The sequence below is a fragment of the Enterobacter sp. BIDMC 29 genome (genome assembly GCF_019378755.1).
GTDB lineage: Bacteria > Pseudomonadota > Gammaproteobacteria > Enterobacterales > Enterobacteriaceae > Enterobacter > Enterobacter ludwigii.
This window is the reverse complement of sequence record NZ_CP080000.1, coordinates 4660567-4685930: the sequence shown is the minus strand read 5'-3', so window position 1 is coordinate 4685930 and position 25364 is coordinate 4660567. Positions and strand designations below refer to the sequence as shown.

Sequence of the window (25364 nt, the reverse complement as noted above, 5' to 3'; positions counted from 1 at the left end):
TGCGGCCTGATGCCTCCACCGCCAGGCCGGGCAAGGCGTCACCGCCGCCCGGCACTGTCACCGACTCAAAACGTCCATGAAACGCTGCCAACGATACTGCGTTCCGCGCCGAAATAGCAGTAGGAGAGCGAGTTACACGCCGCCACATAGCGTTTATCGGTCAGATTATTGACGTTCAGCTGCGCGCTCATACCCGTGAGCCCCACCTTCGACAGGTCATACCCCACCACCATATCCACCAGCGTATACGACGGCAGCGTATGGGTGTTCTGGCGATCGCTGGTAATGCCGTTAACGTAACGAACGCCGGATCCGACGGTCAGACCGTCCAGCGGGCCCGTTTTCACGTCGTAGCTGAGCCAGGCACTGGCCATATTCCGCGGCGCATAGACGGCGCGCTTGCCCTCCTCTTCCGGGCTGCTCTTCTTGTAGCGAATGTCGGTATAGGTGTACGCCGCCTGCATGCGCAGGCTGTCGGTCAGTTGACCCACCGCTTCCAGCTCAACGCCCTCGGACTCGATTTCACCGATGGAACGGTACGGATCGGTCGGCTCCTCTTTGGTGGCGATATTCTTCTGGTTGATGCGGAACACCGAGGCGCTGAACTGGCTGTTCATCCCCTCGGGTTCATACTTCACGCCCGCTTCCCACTGCTTGCCTTTCATCGGGTCCAGAATGTTGCCCTGCTCATCGGCGAAACTGGTCGGCGTAAAGGCCGTGGAGTAGCTGACGTACGGCGCGACACCGTTATCAAACAGATACAGCAACGCCGCGCGGCTGCTGACGTTGTTCTTATCCAGGTCGCTGCGGGTATGGTTAACGTTATCAACGTTCGACACGCTTACCTGGTCATAACGCCCGCCCAGCGTCAGGCGCCAGCGGTCAATGGACATCTGATCCTGCAGGTAGTACCCGGTCTGGCGCAGCTTATGTTTTTCCTTGCTGTACTGGGTGATGTAATCCGGTTTCGCACCGTAAACCGGGTGGAACGCGTCAATGGGCGGGAAACCGCCGTAGTAGCCGGTCACGTTATTGGTACGGTCCTGATAATCCAGGCCAATCAGCACGCGGTGGTTAACTGCCCCGGTATCGAAACTGCCGTCGACCTGGTTATCCAGCGTGATGGCATTCATCTTCTCGTCAGAACCGGAATAGCCGCGGTTGAGCTCGGTATCGTTCAGCCAGCCCGCGGCATATACCTGATTCAGCTCCACTTTGGTGTGCAGATAGCGCAGCTTCTGGCGCACCGTCCAGCCGCTGTCGAACATGTGCTCAATGTTGTAGCCCACCATGTTTTCCCGACGATCGTACTTGTCGTAATCATCCTCACCTTCAAAGAAGGTGTTGGTGATTTTCTTACCGTTATGCGGCACCACGGTGCCGTCATAAGGCAGGCCGGAGTGGCTCCCTCCTTCCGGATCGCGGTGCAGATAGGCCATCAGATCCAAACGCGTGTTATCAGTGATGCGCCAGGTCAGGCTCGGCATCAGCGCGTAGCGCTCTTCCTTCAGCGGATCAAACTGGGAATCGGCATAGCGGGTCATCCCGCTGAGGCGCACCGCCACGCGGTCGTTATCATCAACCGGGCCGGTGACATCGAACATCGCCCCGCGCTGGTTATTGTTCCCGGCAAATAGCTTAATCTCCCCACCCGGATCGAACGACGGCTTGCGGGAGGTCAGCGCCACGATACCGCCCGGCGATGAACGGCCGTACAGCACGGAGGCCGGGCCACGCACCACCTCGATATTGTCGAGGAACCAGGGATCCACCACCAGCGAGCTGTGAGAGTTGGTGTCTCCCATCATCTTCAGGCCGTCGAGGTAGACGTTATCCAGACTGCCATCGGAGAAACCGCGCAGCACCATGTAGTCGAAGCGGTTTGACGCGCCAATCTGGTTGCTGTAAACCCCCGGCGTATAACTCACTGCCTGGCGCACGCTGGTCGCACCCTGCTCTTCAAACTGCTCGCGGGTAACGATAGAGACCGACTGCGGAGTCTCTATATCCGGCGTTTCAAGCTTGGTGGCAGCAGATTGCATCTGCGACGTGACCACAACGGTGTCCGTTTTTTGGGCATCCTGCGCCAGTATAGGAAAAGCGACGCTACCGGTAACCCATCCCACCAGCAGTGCCAGACGTGACTTAGCAAACATAACCCTCTCCAAAGGTATTTCTTATTGTTAATAAGAATTATTACCTTTTTGAGAGGGCAAACAGCTATGCGCGCCGCCAGGATACGTATGCGCGGTGCTAAACCGCACGGGTTGCGTTCGCGCGAAGAGAGAAAGTAGGTTAGCGGCGTTTGCGCACGTCGCCCGGTGCAATACCGTAATGGCGACGAAACGCGGTAGCGAAATTGGTGGCGTGCTGATAGCCACACATCCACGCCGCCTGCTGCACGCTATAGCCTTCAAGCAGATAGCGACGCGCCAGCGCGAGCCGACACTCGCGCAGGTAATTGAAAAGGGTGCAGCCGTAGCGTTGACGAAATTTGCTGCGCAGGCTGCTCGGGCTCATGGCGGCGAGGGCGGCCAGCTGCGCAAGAGTATGATCCTGCTCCGGAGACTGTTCCAGCCTGCTGCGCACGCGTTCAAGACGCGCATGCTCTGGCCGGCACGGGAAGGATTGCTGGCGCTGCGCCAAACCCTGGCCCAGAAGCTGATACATCAGCCCTTCCAGCAACAGCTGACGGGATAATGCGCTTAGACCCTGCTGCTGAGCATGCTGGATCCCCGCAAGGACAAACTCAGGAACGTGCCAGACCAGAGTGGGCGCATTCAGGCTTTGCCATTCCTGGAGCAGCGACTCAAGCAGGGTCTCGCGCCTGGCATCGTGTGGGAACAGACCAAACGAGAGCGTTTTCAGCGTGCTGTCGGCATCGTGACGCGCGCACATTATCTGCTCTTCACTCAGGCGGGAGCTGAAGGCCATGCCGGATCGTACGACATATTCAACGCCATTAAGCGCGATCGTGACGCCCCCTTCCAGCACCACCAGCATATAGAGTGGGCTGCTATGGCGAGAGGTGGTTTCGTAAGGTTGTAAAACGCGAACGTTGGAGTGGGTCAGTGAAATGCCGGATGAAAGCGTCATCTCTTCCACATTCCCCTGCAGCACGGCGCGGTTGTTGACCTGCGCATCTTTTAACTGCGGGAACCGGTAGTCGATGCCGTAGCGCTCACCGAATATCTGAAAATCCTCAACAAAAAACAGGCGTTTCGCTGATCTATTTTCACGCTGGAGCATATGACGGTGCCTGCATCGGGGAAAGGACAAACGAAACAGTACCATTCATTGGTGGTGGCAGCAATCACTGGGCATAAAACGTATTACGCTCCGGTCTGAGCCGGAGCGAAGAAATATATTTCAGTTAAAGAGATATATTTATGCTTGCTGCCACTCAGCAAAAACCTCTTTATGGTTTTTGGTCAGGACAACTTTATTATCATTCACTTTGTCCACCCAACCGAGCGGTATAAAGTGGTGCTTCCCACCGGATTCCGGATCGCTTTTCGCAAGCTTGATGCGCTCACCATCCAGATGGTCCACAACACCGACGTGTGTTCCGCAGCTGGCGACAACCTGAGCGTGATCCATAATTGCGTTTTTATCTACCATAATAATTCTCCCGTTTTGGTTATTTGGCCGTTGCACGGAATTAACTATAGCGCATAAATTTGGCTTACGGGCGCTTATTAGCATTTTGAAACATCATTGACACAACAGAATATTATAGCTACCGCGAGGCATAGCGAAGCATAATGAAAAAATAAGAATAAGATGAATTATTCTCGCAGTTTATTTTTTATTTCATAATTACATTATCGCAACCAACGAGGAGGCATTAATGACGATTCGTAATATTCGTAATAATCGTACAGAAATTTCACTGGCTCTTGGTGAAGCGGTTTTAGACATTGTGCAAAAAGGCCACGAGCTATCGCGTGAAAATCTGGCGCAGGCGATGAAAACAAAAGCAGAGAAGGAGCGCGACGATGAGCGGCTCCTGAATTACTGGAAAGCCTGTAATATGCTGGTCTGAACGAGGCGGCGTTTAGCCTGGCTAAACGCCGCCAGCCGTTACTCGTCGAAGAACCAGTAGCCCTGGTTAATCAGTCCGGTCAGTTCGTCAATAAACGCCGGATTGTTCAGCGCCTCGCCCAGCTCAGCCTGGCCGAGTTCCGTGTAGCGACACAGCACGTCCGCAGCCTTTGCATCTACCGTTTCCAGCAGTTCGCTGTTGATGAAGACGCTGCCGTTGATATTCAACACGCGCAGACCGCTCAGGCGAGACAGCGTTTCGCCACCCTGCAATGCATCACGCACTTCTTCTGCCGTGTACGGCGGTTCTGCGGTGGCAATATCCAGCTCATGGCGCGGCGTCGAGACAAAGCTACCGAACCATTTCGTGAAATCATCAGGCTTGCTGATCATGTCGATCATCATCTGGCGAATACGATCCAGCTCGTACTGTTCCACGCGTCCAGGGTGTTCGCGGCAGGTCAGATCCGGATCGCTGTAGTGCTCGCCGCCCAGATCGTTTTCCAGCGCGTAATCGGCAAAGCTGCTGATCAGATCGCGGCCGTTCGGCCCACGGAAACCGACGGAGTAGTTGAGCGCCGTTTCGTGGGTAAAGCCGTCGTGCGGGAAGCCAGGTGGAATGTAGAGGATATCACCCGGGGCCAGATCTTCGTCGATGATCGGCTCAAACGGATCAACGTGCAGCAGTGCCGGATGCGGGCAGAACTGGCGCATTGGCAGCTTGTCACCCACGCGCCAGCGGCGGCTTCCCATCCCCTGAATGATAAACACATCGTACTGATCGATATGCGGGCCCACGCCGCCGCCAGGGACAGAGAAGGAGATCATCAGGTCATCCAGACGCCAGTCTGGCAAGACGCGGAACGGGCGCACCAGCTCCGCTGCAGGCATGTGCCAGTGGTTCACCGCCTGCGCCAGCAGCGACCAGCCGGTTTCGCCCAGGCCATCGAAGTGCTCAAACGGCCCATTGCTGGCCTGCCATTTACCGTTGGAATGGCTGACCAGACGGCTATCGACTTCAGGCTCCATCGCCAGCCCTGCCAGTTCGTCCGGGGTAATCGGGTCGACAAAAGCAGGGAAGGCATTTTTCAGCACTACGGGTTGTTTCTGCCAGTATTTTTCAAGAAATTCCGGCCAGTTCAGGTTCAGTTGATACGCCATGGGTAGCACCAGTGAGAGGGTAAACAGGCGCGATTATAGGGGAGACGGTCCAGGGGGAACTTGTCATGGGTCAAACGAGAGGAGAAGGCCGGCGCAAACGTCCGGCCCTGAGGGATCAATCCAGCTTCAGATCGTCATAATGCGTAATCAGTTTACCCACAATGCCGTAGTCCAGCGCTTCTGCCGGAGACATCCAGAAGTTGCGGTCGGTGTCTTTTTTCACTTTTTCCAGCGGCTGGCCGGTGGCGTCCGCAATCAGCTTGTTCACGCGATCCAGCATGCGGATGATCTCGCGCGCTTCAATCTCAATATCCGTCGCCTGACCACGCACGCCACCCAGCGGCTGGTGGATCATAAAGCGGGTGTTGGGCAGAGAGTAGCGATGCTCTTTTTTCGCCGCCAGGAAGATGGTGATCCCGGCGCTCGCCACCCAGCCGGTACCGATGATGTGTACGTCCGGACGGATGAACTTGATGAAGTCATGGATGGTATCACCCGCTTCCACGTGACCACCCTGGCTGTTGATGTACAGCTTGATCGGATCGTTGCTCACGCTTTGCAGCAGGATCAGTTGGGTAATGACTTTTTGCGCCAGTTCCTGGTTGATCTCACCGGAGATAACAATCGAGCGGGACTCGAGCAGTTTTTGCTGCAGCGCGCCCGCGCCGTTTGACCCTTCCGCTTTATCCTTATCGCCTTCTTTCAGTGTGTAGTGCATTGTTATGTCCTCAGCATTTAGCGCTCAAAACCAGAGTGTAGCCTGTTTTACCGGTCAAAGTCCTCAGGCGCACACAATGCGAACATCCTGCGCCGCAAACGCGTCGATAACGTCCTGTTTAATATTCGCGTCCACCACCAGCACATCAATGTCCCGGCTCTTTGCCACGACAAAGCGCGCCACGCCGGGAAGCTTGTCAGCAGTCAACGCCACGATGGTCTGGTTGCTCTGGGCGATCACCGCTTTTTTGAACGCACAGTCGGCAAAATCAAAGCCGGTCAGCCCCATCTCAGGATCCATCGCACAGCCACCGATAAAGGCCTGATCAAAGATAATCCCCTCAAGCTGGCTTGCAGCCGTGGCACCCACCGTCGCGCCGGACGCCCGCTGGATCTGCCCGCCAGTGATGATCACCTCACACAGCGGATGTTGCAGCAGCGCGGTCGCGATGGCCGGGGAGTTGGTCACCACCGTCACGCTGAGTTCGGCAGGAAGGGCTTTCGCCAGCGCCAGATTGGTGGTGCCCGTATCCATAAAGATACAGCCACCTGCTTTGATCAGCGTTGCCGCTTTCTGCGCGATTGTGGCTTTTTGTGCACTGTTTTCCTGCTCGCGGCGGCTAAATATCCCCGCATCCGGCAGCTGAAGTACCGCGCCACCGTAGACCTTTTTACAGAAGCCCTCTTTGCTAAGCTCATGTAAATCACGGCGAATGGTGTGCTCGGAGACCTTCATTTGTGTCGCCAGTTCGGTGCACACCACCCTTCCGCTCTCCTGAAGGATCTGACGGATCAGCGCTTGTCGTTGCTCCGGAAAAGCAGCATAATCGAGCATTATAAGTCCTTTAAAATAACAAAACCGAGCATCAAAGCGCATAATGTTGCACTGCGCGTGCTCTGTCAATCAGCACTCACCGCGAGGATAACAATGAACATTGCCCATGTTGCACTCTGGACCCGACACCTTGATGCACAGGTACAGTTCTGGGAAACGGTTTTTGGCGGACGCCGTAATGAACGCTACCTCAGCAAAAATCGCCCGGGCTTTGCGTCACATTTTATTACTCTGGATGGCGGGCCAACCCTTGAACTGATGACGGTGCCGGACCTGCCCGACGCCCCGGCTCATCCGGAGTTTATTGGCTGGGCGCATATCGCCATTCACGTCGGCAGCCAGGCAGATGTGGACCGTATGGCGGCGCAGGCGCAGTCAAACGGCACCCTGCTCAGCGCCCCCCGCATGACCGGGGATGGGTTTTATGAGGCGGTGATTGCGGACCCGGACGGCAACCGGATTGAGCTCACAGGAGAGTAAAAGCCATAACGCCTGCCATGCAGGCGTTAATGTTTAATTCACCGTGGCCGGGCGCGCCAGATTTTCCTCGTCCTCACGTTGCTGCGCTTTCTCGTGCTGACGTTCCGCCAGCAACCGGCAAATCTCCGCATGCTTCTCCTCGGTAAAGGTAAAGCGCGACATGAACCCAAGCCGGATCAGCGAGCCGATGGCCGGCAGCAGACAGATACCAAAGAACAGCCCCGACAGCACGCCGTCACTCTGGGTTTGCGCCTGCGGGACATAGCCGATCATCGTCAGAAACACGCCGATTAGCCCACCGCCGACCGCCACCGACATCTTGCCGGTAAAGGTCTGTCCGGAGAAGGTGATCGCCGCACAGCGCTTGTGGGTGTGGTACTCCGCATACTCAATGGTGTCGGCAATCATCGACGAGGTGAGGATGTTGGACATCATCACAAACAGCGTACTCAGGCCAAGCAGGATAAACAGCATCGCCGTCTGCTGATAGCCCACAAACCACATCACCACGCGTACCGCGACATCCAGCCCGCAGAGGATCATAAACAGCTTCCGCTTCTGCATCCTGCGCGTCAGCGTCGGGGCGACGAGACACACCACCGCCGCCATAATCCCCATCACGCCGATCGCCATCTGCAGGCTGCCGTCACCCATATTGTTGATAAAGAAGTAGATGTAGAGGCCGCCGGCCACGTTATGGAACACGCAGAAGAAGAACGAAAGCAGCACGATAAACAGCGGCTTGTTCTGGCGCAGGTTATGGAAGGTGTCACGTATCGTCACCTTTTCCGGACTCGGCGGCACACGCTCCTTAATCTGCATAAAGCCGTTGAGCATCAGCGGCAGGCCGACCAGCATCATCACCAGCGCCGCCATAAAATAGCCTTTGTCGTTGCTGTACTGGGCAAAGAACGCCGCCAGTTTCGGAAAGAAAATGTTGGCGCAGGCAATCCCGGCATTAACCCCCAGCATGGCCGCCGTCACCGCACGGGTGCGCTGCCCGGAGTCGTTAGTCATCACCGACGACATCGACCAGAACGGGATATCAGAGATGGCGTACAGCGTTCCCCACAGAATGTACGTCACCCCGGCGTAGAGAATTTTGGTGGTCATGTCCGCTTCGATTTTATAGAACGACAGCAGCGTGACGCCGGTAATGAGTAACGGGGCGATCAGCAAAAAGTGGCGAAACTTGCCGAACCGGGTGTTAATGGTGTCCATTATGCTGGCAAATAGCGGGTCGTGAACCGCATCCCACGCGCGGGCAATCAGGAAGATGGTACTCGCCGCCAGCGCCGAAATCCCCAGCACGTCGGTGTAAAAATAGTTAATAAACGAACCCACTAAACCAAAGCTAAAACACTGACCTAATCCATAACCAAAATAAGACCACAACTCGCGAGACGGTATTTTCATTGTCATTGCCATAGTACGTACCTGGTTGCCCGGCGGCAGGCCGCCGGGTCGATATTATTAGCCCTGCGCTTTCGGGGCGATCTTACGGAGCTTCTTCATTAAGGCCATTTCACTGCGCGAGAACGGGATACCGTTCTCCTCAAAGACGTCGTGGAACCAGAGGCGGCAGTAGTCCGTAGACTCCTTCATCACCACCGGCCACGGCAGCCACGTCTGGGTTTTACCGCGCACCAGCCCCCACTGATACGGCGCGACCTTCGCCGTGTACATCAGCGGGAGCTGCTCCTCGAGGGTGCTGCCCACGTGGCGGGCCAGCCATTCGGTGCAGAAGATTGGCCGCCCAAGCGCCTGCAGCTGCTGGATAATCGCGGTCATACGTCCGGTGTTGGTGTAAGCGTGGAAGCTCACCACGTCGGATAGTGCCAGCGCGGTTTGATCCAGCGGATGCTGATAAAACGTCTCGCCCTCCTCTTCCGCCGGCAGACGCCACGCGCAGACGGTGAGCGGCTGAGTGGGATCCTCTTCACGCACCCACCGGAACGCCAGCTTCATCAGCTCATGCGCGCAGGTCTCCAGCTTCGCGTCGTACTGCACCTCCTGCGTACCGGTCGCAAAAATGCCGCGGTTGCCCGGCTCGTTATACAGATCCCACAGCAGTACGCGCTCATCGTCGCGGAACTGGCGGATAACGTCGCGGATATAGCGCTCAATCTGCGGCCAGCAGTCGGGATCGCAGACTTTATCGCGCCCCGGGCTCGCTGCCGCCTGGCTGTTGTGCTTGCCCGGCACCGGCGGCTTTTGCGGCCCCAGATACGGTTCATCGCCGGAGAAACCGCAGTCGTCCATCAGGGTCAGCATGGTGCTGAACCCGTGGCTGTCGGCCATCGCCAGAAACGCGTCGATGCGCGCCATCAGGCCGTCGCGGTCGTGTTCCCAGACAATAAACGGCAGGTTGATGCGCAGGGTGTTGTAGCCCGCCTCCGCCGCCCAGCCCAGTTCGCGATCGATGGTATCGGCATCGAAGGTCTCTTCCTGCCAGATATCGGTCCAGTTCACCGCCGTCGACGGTAAATAGTTAAACCCACACAGCCAGCCTTTTTGCTGATACCACGCCTGTGCCTGCTCCCTGCTCCACTGCTCTTTCATTACGCGTCCTCTTACTGATAATATTTAGCTAATAAATATTAGTTGCGGGATAAATGCGCAATTCATGACGCTCCGAAAAGCGACAGCCTTCACAAAGTTCATGCAGGCGCGAATAAGAAACGTGATCGACGGCGCGTAAGCGAACAGTTAGGGTATGATGCGGTGTCGCGAGAGGGAGAGGACGGATGAAGCGAAAAACAAAAGTCACGATGAACGATATTGCGCGGACGGCGGGGGTGTCGCAGGCGACGGTATCGCTGGTGCTCAACCAGTCCCGTAACATCAAGCTCAGCGACGAGACCCGCCAGCGGGTGATCGGCGTGGCGACCGAGCTCGGTTATGACCGCCTGCCTGCCATTCACGCCCCGCGCAACCAGGAGGAAATCGCCCTGCTGGTAAGTTCCCTGCAAAGCTTTGATCCCTTTATCGATGCCATCAGTCAGGCGCGGGAAGCCGCATGGCGCAACGAAGCGCTGCTGACGGTGTACGACTACGGTGATGACGTAGAGCTGGCGCTGAACATTATCCGCCAGCTGGAGAAGCGTAACTGCGTGGGGATTATCCTCGCCTCCCCCGTTACCACGCTTGTCGACATGACCGCTTTTCAGGACTGCACCCGCATTCCACTGGTGCTGCTCAATCAGCGCGACCCCGGCTCGCCGCTGCTGCCGTCGTTTATTCCGGACGACTACGCCAACGCCTTCCAGGTGACCAAACACCTGATCGCCTGCGGTGCAACGCGTATCGCCCACATCACCGGCGAGAGCTGGATGGAGGCCTCCCGCCAGCGGCTGGCCGGCTATCAGGCCGCCTTACAGCAGGCCGGTTTAGCCTGTGACGAGAGTCTGGTGCGCCAGACCAACTGGCAGTTCAGCGAATCCTTTACCGCCACCACCTCTCTGCTGGCGCTGGACAAACGCCCGGACGCCATCTTCTGCGCCAGCGACTGGCTGGCGATCGGCTGCTATCAGGCGCTGGCGGTAAACGGCGTGCGCATCCCGCAGGATATGCTGCTGGCGGGCTACGACGACCAGAAGATCTCTGAGCAACTCACCCCACCGCTGACCAGTATCCAGCTTCCCTACAGCGAACTGGGACGGCTGGCGGTGGAGTACCTGTGCAATCAGGAAGATGCCGCCACCCACGTGACGCTGGCGGGCAGGCTGAAGGTACGGACCTCAAGCCTCGTCTGAGGTGAAGACCATTCCGGCATAGGGTTTCTCCCGGCACGCCGCCAGCCGCGCGGCGAGGCTGCCCACGTGCAGCTCCAGCTTGTGCCCGTCCGGGTCGAGAAAATAGAACGATGCCCCCTCGCTTTTGTTTTGCTTCCAGACGGTAACGCCCGCCTGCTCCAGCTTGTGCGAGAACGGCTCAAAATCTTCCGCCGCAACGGTAAACGCGTAATGGGTATAGTCGCTCTCCTGCGGCGGCACGTAACCGCGCGCCTCGTCATAGGACAGGCAGACCCACAGATCGCCGCAGGTAAGATAGGCCCCGGTATTCCAGCGGGCGTGCAGCGTCAGCCCCAGCAGCTCGTGCCAGAAGGTAACGCTTTTTTGCAGGTCGCTGACCGCGAGGGTCAGATGGTTGAGTGATTGCAGCATGACGTGCCCTTTTGTTTTTTGCGCCAGACGTGGTACGGTAACTTCATGAACATAAACCACGCCGTGCTCACCGTAAACCGCTGGTGGCTGCCTTCTTAAAGGCGGCATGGAGTAGTTTTCCCCATTTTCAGATAGCCGCCGAAAGGCGGCTTTCGCATTTCTAAGACCCCTTTCGGCACTTGCACATTAAGGAGTCTTTATGAACGTTCAAACCATCCTCACCGGCGACCGCCCAACCGGCCCGCTGCACCTGGGCCATTTCGTCGGTTCGCTGCGCCAGCGCGTGGCGCTACAGCAGACGCATAACCAGTATGTCTTGATTGCCGACCTGCAGGGGCTGACCGACAACGGCAGCAACCCGCAAAAAATCCGCGACAACATCCCTGAAGTGCTCGCCGACTACCTCGCCGCCGGCATCGACCCGAACCTGACGACACTCTGCCTGCAGTCCGCCCTGCCCGCTCTCGCCGAGCTGACAATGTTGTATATGAACATCGTCACCGTCGCCCGCGTCGAGCGTAACCCGACGGTGAAAAATGAGATTGCGCAGAAAGGCTTTGCCCGCTCGCTGCCGGTCGGTTTTATGGCCTACCCCATCAGCCAGGCGGCGGACATCACTGCGTTCAAAGCCGAGTGCGTCCCCGTCGGCGACGACCAACTGCCGATGATTGAGCAGACCAATGAGATTGTGCACAAGATGAACAGCCTCTTGCCTGCCCCGGTGCTGCGCCACTGCAAAGCGATGCTCAGCGACACCGGCCGCCTGCCCGGCATCGACGGCAGCGCCAAGATGTCAAAATCGCTGGGCAACACCCTGCACCTTTCCGCCAGTGAAGAGACGATTCACCGTGCGGTCAGCGCCATGTACACCGACCCGAACCACCTGAAGGTGAGCGACCCGGGGCAGATTGAGGGAAACGTGGTGTTTACCTACCTCGACGCGTTTCATCCGGACAAAGCGAAAGTGGCAGCGATGAAGGCGCATTATCAGGCGGGCGGACTGGGTGACCGGGCATGCAAGAACGAGCTCGAGGCGTACCTGCAGGAGCTGATTGCACCGATGCGGGAACGGAGGGCGATGTACTTGCAGGATAAAGGGGAGTTGATGGCGATGCTGAAGCGCGGCACCGAACGGGCGCAGGCGGTGACGCAGGGAACGCTGAGGGAAGTGAAGGTTGGGCTGGGGGTGCCGGTGTTTTGAACTCGCGATTACAGTCGTCTTCTCCTCAGTCGGCGCCGCATCTGTGGCCTTCACAACCAGAACCACCGCACTCTCGCAGCAGTGGCGGCGGTAGTAAGTCTGGAGGGATGGCGTCAGGGGATATCTCTACCGATGCGGCTAGCCGCCCTGCTCAATGGTCTGGACGGCGCTGATATCCAGGATGAGAACAAAACATGTTCTCACCCTGTTTAGCCCTTTTTCACCTCGTAATCCGGTAGCGAGAATCGAGTGATAAAGGTATTGAGTGCGTTGGTATCAGGTAGCGCGGTCAGCGCCCCTTTGCGCGTTGTCGCGAGGGCACCGCAGGCGCTGGCCTGAGCAATGGACTGGTGGAGTTGTTCAACATTCTGCGGCATCCCGCGATGTGCAATCCAGGCCAGCAACCCTGCGACAAACGCGTCGCCAGCCCCGGTTGTATCAACACTGTTGACGGTATAACCGTCGAAATGAATAACGCTGTCGCGCCACAGCACCATGGCACCTTGCTCACCGTAGGTCACGACTTTGAGTTGCGCGGGCAGAGCATTGAGAGCGTTGAGAGCATGGGAAAAATCGTGAGAGCCTATCATCCAGTGCCATTCTTCTTCCGAGAGTTTAAGAATGTCGGCCTGCGCGGCGAAATGACGCACCGTCTCGAGCATTTCATGCTTATCGGGCCACATTTGCTCCCGTAAATTCACGTCGAAACTCAGTAATCCCCCACGCTGTTTTACATGGCTGATGGCGGTGACGAGCGTATGACGACACGTTTCGGCGACCAGGGCCAGAGAGCAGAAGTGCAGAATATCGTCGCTAAAGTCGGGCAGCGCATCGGGTGTTAAAAATTGATCCGCGGAAGGGTTGGTTAAAAAGGTAAATCCACGCTCGCCAGCGCGGCCCAGAGAGACCAATACCGTGCTGGTTCTGTGCTGATTATCCAACTGCAGACTTTCGGTTGAAACGCCTGCGTCAGACAGCGTTTTCTTCAGAAAATAACCAAAGTCATCCTCACCGACCCGGCCAATAAAACCACTCTGGCAGCCCAGACGCGCAGCGCCAATTGCCACATTGAACGGGGCACCTCCTGCGCAGGCCTGATATTGCATGTCTGAAAGCGGTAGAAGATCCACCACTGCATCGCCAAGAGTCCAGATATTCATGACATTTCCTCAATAATAATTAACTTTTTAAATGCGACCTGCGGGAAGGTCAGTTTTTTAATAATGCTTAAGCGTGAACAGGTGCCATGGATTATCCAGGCATACGGTTTAAAAGTTATAATCCAGCATCAGCTTATATTCGGTGGTAACAGCCTCACCGTGGGTCACCCAGCTTCCGTCCTGTTTTATCAACGAGCCAGTAACTTCTCCGGACACGGTAAAACGAGAGGTCAAAGGATAATTCGCCGATACCTTTAGGAAGCGGTTGCGGGTATTCTGGAAGACTTCGCCATCTTCAGGCTGCGCATTGTATTTCTTATAATGGCCATACCCGCCGCTGAGCGTTGTGGATAATTTCCCCCAGTTGCGCCAGACGCCGACAGACGTGGTCCAGCTTTTTTCGTCAATATCGCCCCACTGCGCCCTGTCTAAAACGGCAGAGGCAAATTGCTGGCGGAACCAGACGCCGGTAGTGTTATTAATAATATATTGCACGCCAGGCTCAATCTGAAATGAACGCACGTCGCGGTCATTTTGCGATCCACCGCTGCGGCGGTGATCGATCTGCTGATACAAATAGTTAAAGAATGAGAAATTGTCCGTAACCCGAAGATCGGTAAAGAACTTAACGCGGCCTTGCCAGCGGTCCTCGATTGAGGCGCTTCCACCCATGACATCCCAGCCATAGCGCAGACGTTTGTAAAAATATTCATGGCCGATGATCAACTGAGTCCACTGGTTTTGGCTAAGGTAAGACTGATCCTCCCACGTCCCGTTATAGTGGGTGGTTCTGCCCTCAGAGAAAGCCAGATACCAACCGGGTAACGCATCGTGTCGCATCACGCCTTGTACAAACGTCAGTGAATCATTCCCGTTGTGGAAATGGCTGTTACGCCAGTTATTGTCCTCAATGGCATATTTCATCTTCAGTTGGCCATGAACGCGGCCACCGGCAGGATTGGAGGAGCGGGCTGAGGTCCACATTACCTCTTCATCCAGATAGGACCACGGGTCCACGGCAACAACCTTTCCCGAGGGATCCTTCATGATGCTCATGCTCGCATTCGCCAGCGCGGGAAACAGAAGAGCAAAAATAACAGACAGGGCATGATAGTTTTTCATAATAATATCCCGTTAAATCATTTCTTTTATTTTCAACGTTGCGTGAAAATGGTCGTTTTGAGGCAGGCTAATACTCCACGGCTTCTCCTGCATGGAATACATCCGGGTACTGAATGCCGCTTTATTGTTTATATAAAAGACAGCAATTGAGTTTTGAATGAGAACGCGTAACTCAATTTTTTCCCCGATCGGAACATCCACCCAGGATTCCGCGTTAGCCTGATGAATCGACGCGAGCGGCGCGTTGAAAAAATAGACTTTTCCTTTGCTCTTATTGAACACAACGTTCAGCATCGCATCACTGACTCTGTCGTCGGTCAGACCAAAGCTCATCACCATTCCGGCAGAAGGAACATCGATGGTTGCGCTCAACTCACCGCGTTCAGGCAAGGCCGGGTACAGCGCCGACTGTAAGGGGCCGAACGACGTGGCCGTTTTAAGCGTTTTGGTGCTCGTTAAGGTGGTCACCGGACCAGGATTCTCACTGATGACCTTCTGAAGCTCCTGGGGCAGGATGCTGTTGAGCTGGCCCTGATCATCTGCGGTGAGCTCATGTGCAACCAGATTCCCTGCCCAGTCAATGTTGCCGCTGTCACGGTTACCGGCTTTCGTCGGGATCCAGCCGAAAACAAACAGCCGATCGTTTTTGAGTACCATTTTCCCCGCGTAAAAACCCGAGCCGTCGACCACATAATTGCCCGGTTTCCGCCACGGCCCCTCCGGATTATCCGCAACCCGGTATTGTGTCAGGCGTAACGGCCATTGGTCGCTAAAGCTGAGATACCAGCGTCCGTTGAAGTAAACCAGTGTCGGGCATTCGAGGTTGGCATTGCTGGTGATGGTGTCGTTATCAAAAAATACGCCGCGATCTTCCCAGTGCGTTAAATCCGTTGAACTGTACCGGGCAATAACCCCACGACCGTTACTGCGGGTAGTAATTAACATCCAGTATTCTTTCTTTTCCTCAACCCAAACGACGTGAGGGTCCCGGAAATCATTACCCCGATAGTTACCGCCGGGTAAAATGGTGTCCTGCGGGTGTTTCACCCAGTGAAGGCGGTCCTTACTGGTCGCGTGCATAATAGACTCAACCGGGAACACATTTTCATTGTGTGCGGTGTACCAGGCATGCCAGGTATCGCCGACCTTAATAATCGAACCGGTTCCCAATAACAGTTCAGGATCGTCAACGTCGTTAACGTAGGGGATCACTTCGGAATGGCTCTGATAATCATACAAGTTGGCACTCGATAAGAGATGAAAAGCATGTACCCCCAAATCGCTGCCGCCGCGGACATCATTAAGATAATAAATATCAAATTTGCCATCGTTAAACACGGGCATAGGGTCGCCCACAAATGAACCGTCAACCCGCGGGAAAAAGCCATTAATATGGGTGATACTTTTATTCTGTAATGTTTCTTTCGAAGGCTGCGCCCAGGCAGGATTATTGCCGAGCGAAAGCGCAAGCAACGCGACAGATGCCGCAACTATTAATTTTTTCATGCTACACCTGAATGTCAGAAGTTATAATTCACGCCAACCACGGTAAACGGGTTCCATGAGTGACCGGTCGATGTCCAAAGTCCGGTTTCTTTCGTAAATTGTGCTTTGAATTCACCGTATAATCGCACTTCACCAAATACCGGATAACTTAGCGTGCCACCGATAAACTTATACCGACCGTCATAGAAAACTTCGCTGGCATTGCTGGCGTTATCTATTTTGTCCTGGCCAAATCCAACATACAGGGAGGTTAATAATGGATACCAGTTTCGCCAGAGTCCGGCCGTGACTTTCCATTCTTCTTCGACAATATCGCCCCAGCTCTGACGCTCCTGGCGGTTATGGTAATAATAGGGTCGCAAATAGAGTCCGAGATCCGGATTCACGCGGTATTGAATGGCTGGCTCAATTTCGAAAATGTACTGCTCCAGATCGCCATTCCCCGGTTCGTTCCCCTGAGGCTGGTATTCGCCATACGCGTATCCGGCCAGGCTCCATTTGCTGGACAGTCGCAGGTCCTGCCAGACTTTGAACCGGTTTTTCCAGCGTTTCGTTGCCGTTTCGGAGCCGACCATAACTTCCGTACCGATATTACCTCGCCAGGTTTCGAAAATATGGCCCACAAAAAATTCATTGATGGTATTGGTGCCTTGATAGTCCTGATTACTAAACTGTCCTTTATAACTGTCTTCTCTGGCATTCCAGAAACCGAAATACCAGTTAGGCAATTCATCGTGCCTTAAAAAAGCCTGAATGGTGGCGAGTTTAAACTTGCCGCTGTTTTTCTTATTATTGCTCCAGCGAACATCGTCAATTTCTATCTGAGACCCGATGTTTCCATGCAGGCCACCCACTTCCATATTACGACCGATACTGTTCCAGTGAACCGGTGGATCTTCCTGCCTTAAACGCAACAGACTGACGTCTTCGGGGTTATCCCCTTTAGGACGCTTTTTCACTTCCGCTTTTTTATTCTCCGTTTGCGCCGATAACGTCACGGGCTTTGACGAGGTCGTGAGTTCTGGTTTTTGACCTGCAGCAACCGGAGAAGACGAAGCACGAAGGGACGATTGTTCTTTGCCGTTATTGGCTGATGATACACTCGTACCGTTGGTGTCTGATTCATCCTGAAAATAGCTTTGATAGTTTCCTGTAACGTCTTCAGCAATGGCAGGAAATGCCGCTAATGTCACCATTAATGCCAGCGTCTGTTTTCCTGGAACAAATATGTTTTTATCTTTCGCGGTAATGCAATTTTGAGGTATTACGCTTTCATCCATTTTGCTCTCTCATTATTCCAGACAATAACATGCCAGCCAAAGACTGGCAGAAATAAAAACTCACCCTGCAAGAAACAAGTCGGAACGGAGAATTATTTATCTAAAGACCAGTATCCCGCATCGTATAATGAGGCCTTCCCCTGATTTGCAAACAATGAAATATCGCGCTTGCCCGGCTGCGGATAAATACGACTGCTTAAGCAAGCGTCACCATCGTTAACAAAAACTTCCACCGATGAGCGGTCAATAAAAATTCGCAGTGACAGAACGCTGTCCGCTGGTAGCGGAATACTGCGCGTGCCTTCCAGCGAATATTGCGGATAGCGACGCTCCACCACCAGACGCCCGGCCTGATCGTCGACGTAAATTCTCAGCCCGTCGCCCAATGCGATACCAAACTGTTCAGCCGTCGATGCGCTCAAATCCCATGCCAGCTGAACTTCGACCGCGTCGGCATCTGCCGCGACAAGGACGTTCTGATTGTTCAGGCAGCGGACGGGCGTGGGATAATAGCTGCCACGCAGCGCGGTCACTTCGGCAGCCGGTTTCATTCTCACCCGGCCATCGACAAGGCTTAATTCGCGCGGAAGCGAGAGCATTCCGGCCCAGCCATCCTGCTGTTCGGGCATCGGTGATTCCCACATATCGAGCCACCCGATGACAATGCGTCGGCCATCCGGGGTCACGAAACTCTGCGGGGCATAAAAGTCGTGGCCGTGGTCCAGCTCAGTAAATTGTCCGCTGTGGGTGAACGGTTGACCTGGCTGCCAGTCCCCAAGTAAATAGCCACTCTGGAACAGGTTGCGATAGTGATACCCTTCCGCCGCCATGCCCTGTGGCGAGAACATCAGGACACGCTTCTCTCCCAGGGTGAAGAAATCCGGGCATTCCCACATAAAGCCCTTGCCTTCATCAGCCTCGGCGAAAATACCGTCGTCATGCCATTCGCGGAGATCGGTGGAACGGTACAGGCGCACCTGGCCGGTATTTTCCACGCGGGAGCCGACAACCATGTACCAGAACTCCCCTTCGCGCCACACCTTCGGATCGCGAAAGTGATGCAGTCCGGGCGGTGTATCAATCACCCTGCCGTGCCGTTCAAAATGGATGCCGTCACGACTGGTCGCCAGACACTGCACCTGGTAGAGGTTGTCGTCTGTGTCCGACGGGCCGTGAAATTTATGTCCGGTGTAGATGAGCGCCAGCGTATCGCCGTCCACCACGGCGGAGCCAGAGAAACAGCCGTCTTTGTCCGCCGGGCCTTCCGGCGCTAGCGCGACGGGCAGATGTTCCCAATGCACCAGATCTTTGCTTCGGGCATGCCCCCAGTGCATCGGCCCCCATTTCGGGGAATAGGGATGATGTTGATAAAAGGCGTGATACCAGCCGTCAAACCATACCAGGCCATTAGGATCATTCATCCAGCCTGCGCGAGGGGCGAGGTGATAGCGCGGATACCAGCGCGGATTAATCCCGGATTGTGCTTTTTCAAGCACCTGTTCAGCCTGTTCTAATAAGGATGTCATCGTCTTTACTCTCAGTACATTACACAGCGTTTTGCTGCAGAAAAGATGGCTCAGATGAGGATTTAGTTGAGCGCAAAAGGAAAATGGAAATAAACGTGGTGCTGAACACCATGATGCCCATGATCAGATAGGATTGGGCGAAGCCAAATCTCTCATAGCTAAAGCCTGCCAGCGGGGACAAGACGGTGCCAATGACGGAGCTGGTGCAGGCAAATCCCACCAGATAAATGGTGGAGGAGAGACGTTTGTCGAAATTCAGGCTGTTGTATTTAAATATGGCGACTAACAATATTGGCAGTTCGACCGCGTGAAGCAGTTTGGTAATGGAGATAAGCAAGGGGCCTTCCACCAGCCCGGAAGCAATCATGCGCAGCGCCATCACCATACCTGCGAATATCAGGCCATTTTTAGCGCCAATGCGATTAACCAGCCATGGCGCACAAAACATACCCGCGGCCTCGAGAAAGACCTGGAAAGAGTTTAAATAGCCAAACATCTCGTTCCCTTCTCGTAATGTCGGGAACTGTGACGAGAAATAGACCGGGAATTGCTGATCGTATACGCCGTAAATGCAGGTTCCGACCACGAAGAATATCAGCGCCCAGAAGCGCGGCAGAGTAAGCAGACGCAGGGCGTCTTCCAGAGAAACTTTTTTAGCACCAATTTCGAGTTTCTCCATGCTTGCCGGTGCGGCCACCTTTAAGCGGGCCAGCAGACAGAAGAAGATTAACCCTGAGCATGACGCCACCAGGAAGTTAAGGTCAGGGTTGATATTAAACAGTAACCCGGCAAAAAACGTGGCGACCGCCCAGCCCAGAGACCCCCACATGCGTGCCCGCCCAAACTCAAAGGTACTCTGACGCGCAACGCGCTCGGTATAGGACTCCAGAACGCCGATACCGCCATTAAACGTCAGCCCGATAAATAACCCCCCGAATACGCTGCCCAGCAGAATATTAACGCTCAGCAGGTAGCTAAAAAGCAGATAAGCCGGGCCGGAGAGGATCAACAACGCGGTGATAAACCATAACAAATGTTTGCGCAGACCGAGTCGGTCCTGGATAAAGCCATAACAGACCTGCGCGAAGAGCGCGGAGACAGATAACACGGAAAAAATAATGCCGGTTTCCGATGCCTTTAGCCCCACTTCCTGGTGAAGCCAGATTGAAAGAAGTGAACTTGATGAGGACCAGGTCACAAAGAAAAAGAACAGCAGAGCGCTGAGCAGCATGTAACTTCGAGTAGGCCGTTTTTTCATCTACGTAATCTCGCAAGAAGGATATGCTAAGATGGTAACGTTAACATTTCAGGCGTACACTCGATTTTGATGTGATACTCGATGTTAATCACAAAAGTTAACGTTAACATTAATGTGTTGAGATCGCGCTCAAACTTTTGAGTGTGACTTGCGTAACCCTGGGTGTCGGTGCCTAGAATAGGACATTCGCATTGGCTCACAACACCTTACCGGGTCGAATGCATTCAGATAATGGAAAGCTATGGCGTCTTTAAAAGATGTGGCCAAACTGGCCAATGTATCGCTCATGACGGTTTCCCGGGTGCTCAATGACCCGAAACGCGTAAAGCCTGAAACCCTGTCCCGGGTGCAGGAGGCGATCCTGCAGTTAAATTACGTGCCTGACCTCTCAGCCCGGCAGGTTCGTCGTGTCGGCTCCCGGAACAAAACCATCGGCGTGCTGGCGCTGGATACCGTCACCACCCCTTTTTCGGTAGAAATCACGCTATCTATCGAAGAAACCGCACGGGCGTACGGCTGGAACAGCTTCGTGGTGAATATGTTTACCGATGATAACCCTGACGATATTGTCGACCTGCTGCTCGCCCACCGGCCCGGGGGGATCATTTTCACCACCATGGGGCTGCGTGAAGTGAGCATCCCGCCCCGACTACTGGAGCACCCTTGCGTTCTGGCCAACTGCGAGAACATGGGAGAACCGGTTGCCAGCTATATACCTGACGATGAACAAGGCCAGTATACGGCCGTACAGGCCTTGCTGGCGGCGGGATACAGCCGCCCTCTCTGCCTGCATTTACCTGTCAACCATCTGGCGACGCGTCGCCGCCGTCAGGGGCTTGATCGCGCCTGCCGTGAAGCCGGTATCGATCCTGATACGCTTGAACACTGCTATATGCAATTTGGCGATGAGCACTACCGGGATATTCCGGAGATGCTGCTGGCGCATATCGTTCAGGGGAAACCGCAATTTGATTCGGTCATCTGTGGTAACGACCGTATTGCCTTCATGGTGTATCAGACGCTGTTAACGCAGGGGATCCGAATCCCACAGGATATTGCCGTTCTTGGCTACGATAATCTTGTCGGCATCGGAAATTTGTTTTTACCCCCGCTATCCACGGTCCAGCTGCCGCATTATGAGATTGGGCGCTTAAGTACCCTGCACATTATCAATGGCGACACCCACCGGGATAAAGTGCTGGTCGAGAGCCCCTGGCTCAGGCGCGAATCCTGTTGAGCAAGAGAGGCCGCATACCGACGACCTTTTGACAGTCACATGGGGACATTATGCAAAACGAATTTTACTGGATAAACGAACCGGCCGAATGGCATAGCGAGAACAACACGTTATCGGTCGTGACCGACGACCACACCGATTTCTGGCGCCATACGTGGTACGGATTCGAGCGTTTCTCGGGCCACATCTACGCGACTGACACGGCGGGTGATTTCACGTTTCAGACTAACATCCGCGCTGAGTTCAGCACGCTCTATGACCAGGCGGGGATCATGCTGATGTCGGACGAGCAACACTGGCTCAAGGCCGGGATTGAATACAATGATGGGGCGCCGGCCATTGGCAGCGTACTGACGTTACAGGCCTCCGACTGGGCAACCGGTATCTTCCCGGGTAACCCCAGGGAGTTCTGGCTTCGCCTGACCCGCAAGGGAGACGCGTTGCGGTTACAGTACTCAGCAGACGGGCTTTCGTGGCCTTTGCTGCGTTTATGCCATTTCCCGTCGGGGCCAGTGAAAGTCGGTGTCATGTGCTGCACGCCTGAACGCAGCGGCTTAGCCGTCGAGTTAAGTGATTTCAGTCTCGCTCCGGCCATGGATAAAGCGCTGCACGATCTCAGCTGATTTACATCGCGCCATCCGGTTCTACGATCCGTTGATGGCGCAGCCTGAGCTTCCACCTGGATCACACTTTTCCCACCCGACCATTCCCTTAAAATAAACAGGTGWTATYATTCWCCCCGTAAATACCTCTCAACTCAACCCGAGGCTTTGATGCTGGAGAATGTMATCATCCGATAATCAGCTCCCCGACCTTTCAGGCCGGACTGATTATCAATGCGCCGAAATCGAATGCGGACACCGCRGTGTGTTTGCACGTTTTGCACATGATGATTAAACAGRTTTTCCAGTATGAATTTATCCCGTCAGGAACAACGTACCTTACACGTTCTCGCCAAAGGTGGWCGTATTGCGCACGTYCGYGATASSTCWGGCCGCGTCACCGCCGTTGAATGCTACASCCGCGAAGGGCTGTTGCTCRCCGACTGCACSCTCGCCRYYTTCAAAAAACTCAAAACCAAAAAGCTGATCAAGTCCGTCAACGGTCAGCCCTACCGCATYAACACSACCGGGCTGAAYARCGTTCGYGCMCAGCCAGATAAYCGYTAAGGAGAGSATGATGGATATCCCACGTATTTTTACCRTCAGYGAAAGCGAACACCGCATYCAYAACCCGTTCACCSMRGARAAGTACKCCACGCTGGGYCGCGTGYTRCGCATGAAGCCTGGCACGCGCATTCTCGATCTCGGCAGYGGCTCGGGSGAGATGCTCTGCACCTGGGCSCGSGATCAYGGCATTACSGGSACYGGCATCGACATGAGCCGACTTTTCACCGAACAGGCAACGCGCCGTGCTGACGAACTCGGCGTCAGCGATCACGTGCGCTTTATTCATGACGACGCGGCCGGATACGTCGCAGATGAAAAATGTGATGTGGCGGCCTGCGTAGGCGCCACCTGGATTGCCGGCGGCGTCGCCGGAACAATGGCGCTGCTGGCAAAAAGCCTCCGGCCTGGCGGGATGATACTCATCGGTGAACCCTACTGGCGTCAGGTTCCTGCGAGCGATGAGGTAGCCCAGGCCTGCGGCGTCTCGTCCATCGCAGACTTTCTCACCCTGCCCGACCTGGTCGCCTCGTTCGACGCGCAGGGCTATGACCTGGTGGAAATGGTCCTCGCAGACCAGGAAGGCTGGGACAGATACGAAGCGGCGAAATGGATGACCCTGCGTCGCTGGCTGGCGGAAAACCCTGACGATGACTTTGCACAAGAAGTTCGGGCGGAGCTGACAATTGCGCCCAAACGCCACGTCACCTACACACGAGAGTACTTTGGCTGGGGGGTGTTTGCGTTGATTGCCCGATAGCCTGAAACAGGCGGTATAGCCTTAACGACTATACCGCCTTCACGCATCAGGTATTAAGGCGGCTCAGGATAATATGAACGCGGATTCCGTCACGTTTACCCGCGCTTAATCACCGGGATATCGCCCGTATCATTTAACGCCCCTGGAAATGTTTTTAACCACTGAGCGACTTTTTGTTTATTGATATTCACCACACTCATCCCTTCCAGGCATCCCCATAATTCTCTTGTATGCTGCGGCGTGATCACAATACAGTCTTTCATCACCCGGATTTTAACCGGCATACCGCTGATAAACCCTGCCCGGGTTAGCCAGTCTCCCCCCAGCGGAAGATATTTATTATCTATCCGGGCATAGAGTTCACAGCAGGCGGAACTTGCTTCCGGCGTTTCTGCGCGGGGATGGACTGGCGCGGCACTGGTCTGGTTGCCGTGAAGTCGGCGGGTACTGTTTTTGCGTACCAGCTCGCGGTTTTCAATCATGCCGGTGAAAGCATCTGATTCTGTTTTGCAAACCGTAAACTCTGGCATAAAATTCGGCGCAGCCATTTTCAACTCCTCAGTAGTTGCTTGTGGTTAGCGGTATGGGGGTGTTGCAGCACCTTCATATCGCGTCTCGTTGTAAATAATTCCTGTGAAACTCACTCTGCCGTTCGGCGTTATTTCTGATGCGTATTATACCAGGCTGAATATAAATACAGCGGTTTGGTGTGGGGTAAATTTGGAATTTGCGAGGGGGATTCAGGAAATAGTGTTGTGTGCGCTAAGGCCATGTTTTTGCTCGTTGTGGGTTGATTGGTCTGGGTTTTGCGAGCATCATCGCAATTATTTACCTTCTTCCGTAACGCGATGGCTTCCAGCAAAACACTCGAACAGGCAATTGCCAACATCACCATCTGGCGCAAGGGCGAACAGCGTGCGCCGCATAAGCCCTTATTGCTTCTGTATGTGCTGGCGAACTATCAGCAGGGGCATGCACGTCTGTTTGATTACGGTACCGAGGTACATGCTCAACTGCTAAGCCTGTTAGAACGCTTTGGTCCAGACAGGAAAGAACATTACCCAAACATGCCCTTCTGGCGGCTCAAAGGGGATGGATTCTGGGATCTTGAGAACAGTGAAATCTGTTCCACCACTGGCAGCAAACAACCACCGGTAAAAGAGCTTGTTGAACATAAGGTCGCTGGCGGTTTTGATGAAGAACACTATGCGCTATTGAGAAAGAACAAGAAGCTGATCGGCTCGCTGGCACAGAAGATCCTTGAGGCGCATTTCCCGGAAAGCATCCAGGAAGAGATCGCAGATGAGATGGGTTTTGATATTCAACAGATCCGTAAGGTTCGCGATCCGTTGTTTCGCCAGCAGGTGCTTCGCGCCTATAACTATGAATGTGCAATCTGCGGATTCAACATGCGACATGATAACACCTCCGTTGCGCTTGAAGCCGCGCATATCAAGTGGAAACAGTTTGGCGGGCCGTGTGAAATCCCGAACGGGCTGGCGCTGTGTGCAATTCATCATAAAGCGTTTGATAAGGGATCGATTGGGCTGGATGACAGTTTGCGGGTTCTGGTGTCTGAGGCGGTAAATGGCAATGGGAATGGGATTGTAGGAAGACTTTTCTGGGATTTCGCCGGGAAGCAGATAGCACTGCCGATGGTGAAAGGGAATTATCCAGGGGAGGGTTTTGTTGAATGGCATCGGAGGGAGGTGTATAGGGGGTGAGTGCGAAGGCCGGACTCGAAC

At 54.7% G+C, this 25364-nt stretch carries 25 protein-coding genes; 9 read left to right on the top strand and 16 right to left on the bottom strand.

The window, feature by feature from the left end:
• Positions 1-65 precede the first annotated feature (65 nt).
• From foxA to JTA15_RS20270, 3 genes are all read right to left on the bottom strand, one after another.
• Positions 66-2174 (bottom strand): ferrioxamine B receptor FoxA, encoded by a 2109-nt coding sequence (gene foxA, locus JTA15_RS20280; RefSeq protein ID WP_219373272.1) that lies wholly within the window; start codon positions 2172-2174, stop codon positions 66-68.
• Positions 2175-2295: 121 nt separating this feature from the next.
• Positions 2296-3249 (bottom strand): AraC family transcriptional regulator, encoded by a 954-nt coding sequence (locus tag JTA15_RS20275; RefSeq protein WP_219372651.1) that lies wholly within the window; start codon positions 3247-3249, stop codon positions 2296-2298.
• Between the two features lie 138 nt (positions 3250-3387).
• Entirely contained in the window at positions 3388-3621 is a 234-nt protein-coding gene (locus JTA15_RS20270; RefSeq protein ID WP_219372650.1) for a DUF2171 domain-containing protein, read from the bottom strand.
• 229 nt (positions 3622-3850) lie between these two features.
• Between JTA15_RS20270 and JTA15_RS20265 the strand changes: the two genes are divergently transcribed.
• A complete protein-coding gene (locus JTA15_RS20265) occupies positions 3851-4045 on the top strand; it encodes a DUF2767 family protein (RefSeq protein ID WP_020885335.1) in 195 nt (64 codons plus the stop codon).
• 38 nt (positions 4046-4083) lie between these two features.
• On the opposite strand, the gene JTA15_RS20260 is transcribed toward JTA15_RS20265, so the two are convergent.
• The 3 genes from JTA15_RS20260 to JTA15_RS20250 all read right to left on the bottom strand — a co-directional run bounded on the left by JTA15_RS20260 (position 4084) and on the right by JTA15_RS20250 (position 6757).
• Positions 4084-5205, bottom strand: a complete 1122-nt coding sequence (locus JTA15_RS20260) for a cupin domain-containing protein (RefSeq protein WP_219372649.1) — start codon at positions 5203-5205, stop codon at positions 4084-4086.
• 115 nt (positions 5206-5320) lie between these two features.
• A complete protein-coding gene (locus JTA15_RS20255) occupies positions 5321-5923 on the bottom strand; it encodes an ATP-dependent Clp protease proteolytic subunit (RefSeq protein WP_014168451.1) in 603 nt (200 codons plus the stop codon).
• A gap of 63 nt (positions 5924-5986) precedes the next feature.
• Entirely contained in the window at positions 5987-6757 is a 771-nt protein-coding gene (locus JTA15_RS20250) for a DeoR/GlpR family DNA-binding transcription regulator (RefSeq protein ID WP_041162407.1), read from the bottom strand.
• A gap of 93 nt (positions 6758-6850) precedes the next feature.
• On the opposite strand from JTA15_RS20250, the gene JTA15_RS20245 reads away from it, so the two are divergent.
• Positions 6851-7237, top strand: coding sequence for a VOC family protein (locus JTA15_RS20245; RefSeq protein ID WP_020885338.1), 387 nt, complete (start codon positions 6851-6853; stop codon positions 7235-7237).
• 33 nt (positions 7238-7270) lie between these two features.
• Here JTA15_RS20245 and JTA15_RS20240 read toward each other — a convergent pair whose 3' ends face one another.
• Together JTA15_RS20240 and JTA15_RS20235 are read right to left on the bottom strand one after the other, a co-directional pair.
• Positions 7271-8665 carry an MFS transporter gene (locus tag JTA15_RS20240; protein WP_219372648.1) on the bottom strand — a complete coding sequence of 465 codons (1395 nt, stop codon included), beginning with the start codon at positions 8663-8665 and terminating at the stop codon, positions 7271-7273.
• A 45-nt stretch (positions 8666-8710) separates the two neighbouring features.
• Positions 8711-9799, bottom strand: a complete 1089-nt coding sequence (locus JTA15_RS20235; protein WP_032679554.1) for a cellulase family glycosylhydrolase — start codon at positions 9797-9799, stop codon at positions 8711-8713.
• A 185-nt stretch (positions 9800-9984) separates the two neighbouring features.
• Here JTA15_RS20235 and JTA15_RS20230 point away from each other — a divergent pair, with 185 nt between their 5' ends.
• Positions 9985-10992: a LacI family DNA-binding transcriptional regulator gene (locus JTA15_RS20230; protein WP_163327017.1), complete on the top strand. Its 1008-nt coding sequence runs from the start codon at positions 9985-9987 to the stop codon at positions 10990-10992.
• Here the strand turns inward: JTA15_RS20230 and JTA15_RS20225 are convergent.
• On the bottom strand, positions 10978-11403 hold the full coding sequence (locus JTA15_RS20225) for a fosfomycin resistance glutathione transferase FosA2 (protein ID WP_025205684.1): 426 nt from the start codon (positions 11401-11403) through the stop codon (positions 10978-10980). The genes JTA15_RS20230 and JTA15_RS20225 overlap by 15 nt on opposite strands.
• 199 nt (positions 11404-11602) lie before the next feature.
• Between JTA15_RS20225 and trpS the strand changes: the two genes are divergently transcribed.
• Positions 11603-12604: a tryptophan--tRNA ligase gene (gene trpS, locus JTA15_RS20220; RefSeq protein ID WP_219372647.1), complete on the top strand. Its 1002-nt coding sequence runs from the start codon at positions 11603-11605 to the stop codon at positions 12602-12604.
• Between the two features lie 209 nt (positions 12605-12813).
• Here trpS and JTA15_RS20215 read toward each other — a convergent pair whose 3' ends face one another.
• The 6 genes from JTA15_RS20215 to JTA15_RS20190 all read right to left on the bottom strand — a co-directional run bounded on the left by JTA15_RS20215 (position 12814) and on the right by JTA15_RS20190 (position 20456).
• Positions 12814-13764 carry an aminoimidazole riboside kinase gene (locus tag JTA15_RS20215; RefSeq protein WP_219372646.1) on the bottom strand — a complete coding sequence of 317 codons (951 nt, stop codon included), beginning with the start codon at positions 13762-13764 and terminating at the stop codon, positions 12814-12816.
• Between the two features lie 108 nt (positions 13765-13872).
• A complete protein-coding gene (locus JTA15_RS20210) occupies positions 13873-14886 on the bottom strand; it encodes an OmpG porin family protein (protein WP_219372645.1) in 1014 nt (337 codons plus the stop codon).
• A gap of 12 nt (positions 14887-14898) precedes the next feature.
• Positions 14899-16392, bottom strand: coding sequence for a glycoside hydrolase family 32 protein (locus JTA15_RS20205; RefSeq protein ID WP_219372644.1), 1494 nt, complete (start codon positions 16390-16392; stop codon positions 14899-14901).
• Positions 16393-16406: 14 nt separating this feature from the next.
• Positions 16407-17672 carry an OmpG porin family protein gene (locus tag JTA15_RS20200; RefSeq protein WP_014168438.1) on the bottom strand — a complete coding sequence of 422 codons (1266 nt, stop codon included), beginning with the start codon at positions 17670-17672 and terminating at the stop codon, positions 16407-16409.
• Between the two features lie 92 nt (positions 17673-17764).
• A complete protein-coding gene (locus JTA15_RS20195; RefSeq protein ID WP_219372643.1) occupies positions 17765-19198 on the bottom strand; it encodes a glycoside hydrolase family 32 protein in 1434 nt (477 codons plus the stop codon).
• 19 nt (positions 19199-19217) lie between these two features.
• Complete coding sequence (locus JTA15_RS20190) at positions 19218-20456, bottom strand: MFS transporter (RefSeq protein ID WP_014168436.1); 1239 nt, start codon at positions 20454-20456, stop codon at positions 19218-19220.
• Positions 20457-20697: 241 nt separating this feature from the next.
• On the opposite strand from JTA15_RS20190, the gene JTA15_RS20185 reads away from it, so the two are divergent.
• The 4 genes from JTA15_RS20185 to JTA15_RS20170 all read left to right on the top strand — a co-directional run bounded on the left by JTA15_RS20185 (position 20698) and on the right by JTA15_RS20170 (position 23619).
• Entirely contained in the window at positions 20698-21693 is a 996-nt protein-coding gene (locus JTA15_RS20185) for a LacI family DNA-binding transcriptional regulator (protein ID WP_020885349.1), read from the top strand.
• A 50-nt stretch (positions 21694-21743) separates the two neighbouring features.
• Positions 21744-22316, top strand: coding sequence for a DUF1349 domain-containing protein (locus JTA15_RS20180; protein WP_219372642.1), 573 nt, complete (start codon positions 21744-21746; stop codon positions 22314-22316).
• A gap of 288 nt (positions 22317-22604) precedes the next feature.
• The gene (locus JTA15_RS20175) at positions 22605-22862 is read left to right on the top strand and encodes a YjhX family toxin (RefSeq protein WP_219372641.1); all 258 of its coding nucleotides are present in this window, start codon (positions 22605-22607) and stop codon (positions 22860-22862) included.
• Between the two features lie 10 nt (positions 22863-22872).
• The gene (locus tag JTA15_RS20170) at positions 22873-23619 is read left to right on the top strand and encodes a cyclopropane-fatty-acyl-phospholipid synthase family protein (RefSeq protein ID WP_219372640.1); all 747 of its coding nucleotides are present in this window, start codon (positions 22873-22875) and stop codon (positions 23617-23619) included.
• 95 nt (positions 23620-23714) lie between these two features.
• Here JTA15_RS20170 and JTA15_RS20165 read toward each other — a convergent pair whose 3' ends face one another.
• On the bottom strand, positions 23715-24167 hold the full coding sequence (locus tag JTA15_RS20165; RefSeq protein ID WP_074147066.1) for a SymE family type I addiction module toxin: 453 nt from the start codon (positions 24165-24167) through the stop codon (positions 23715-23717).
• Between the two features lie 300 nt (positions 24168-24467).
• Here JTA15_RS20165 and JTA15_RS20160 point away from each other — a divergent pair, with 300 nt between their 5' ends.
• Positions 24468-25343, top strand: coding sequence for a phosphorothioated DNA-binding restriction endonuclease (locus tag JTA15_RS20160; RefSeq protein WP_219372639.1), 876 nt, complete (start codon positions 24468-24470; stop codon positions 25341-25343).
• The last annotated feature ends 21 nt before the right edge of the window (positions 25344-25364 follow it).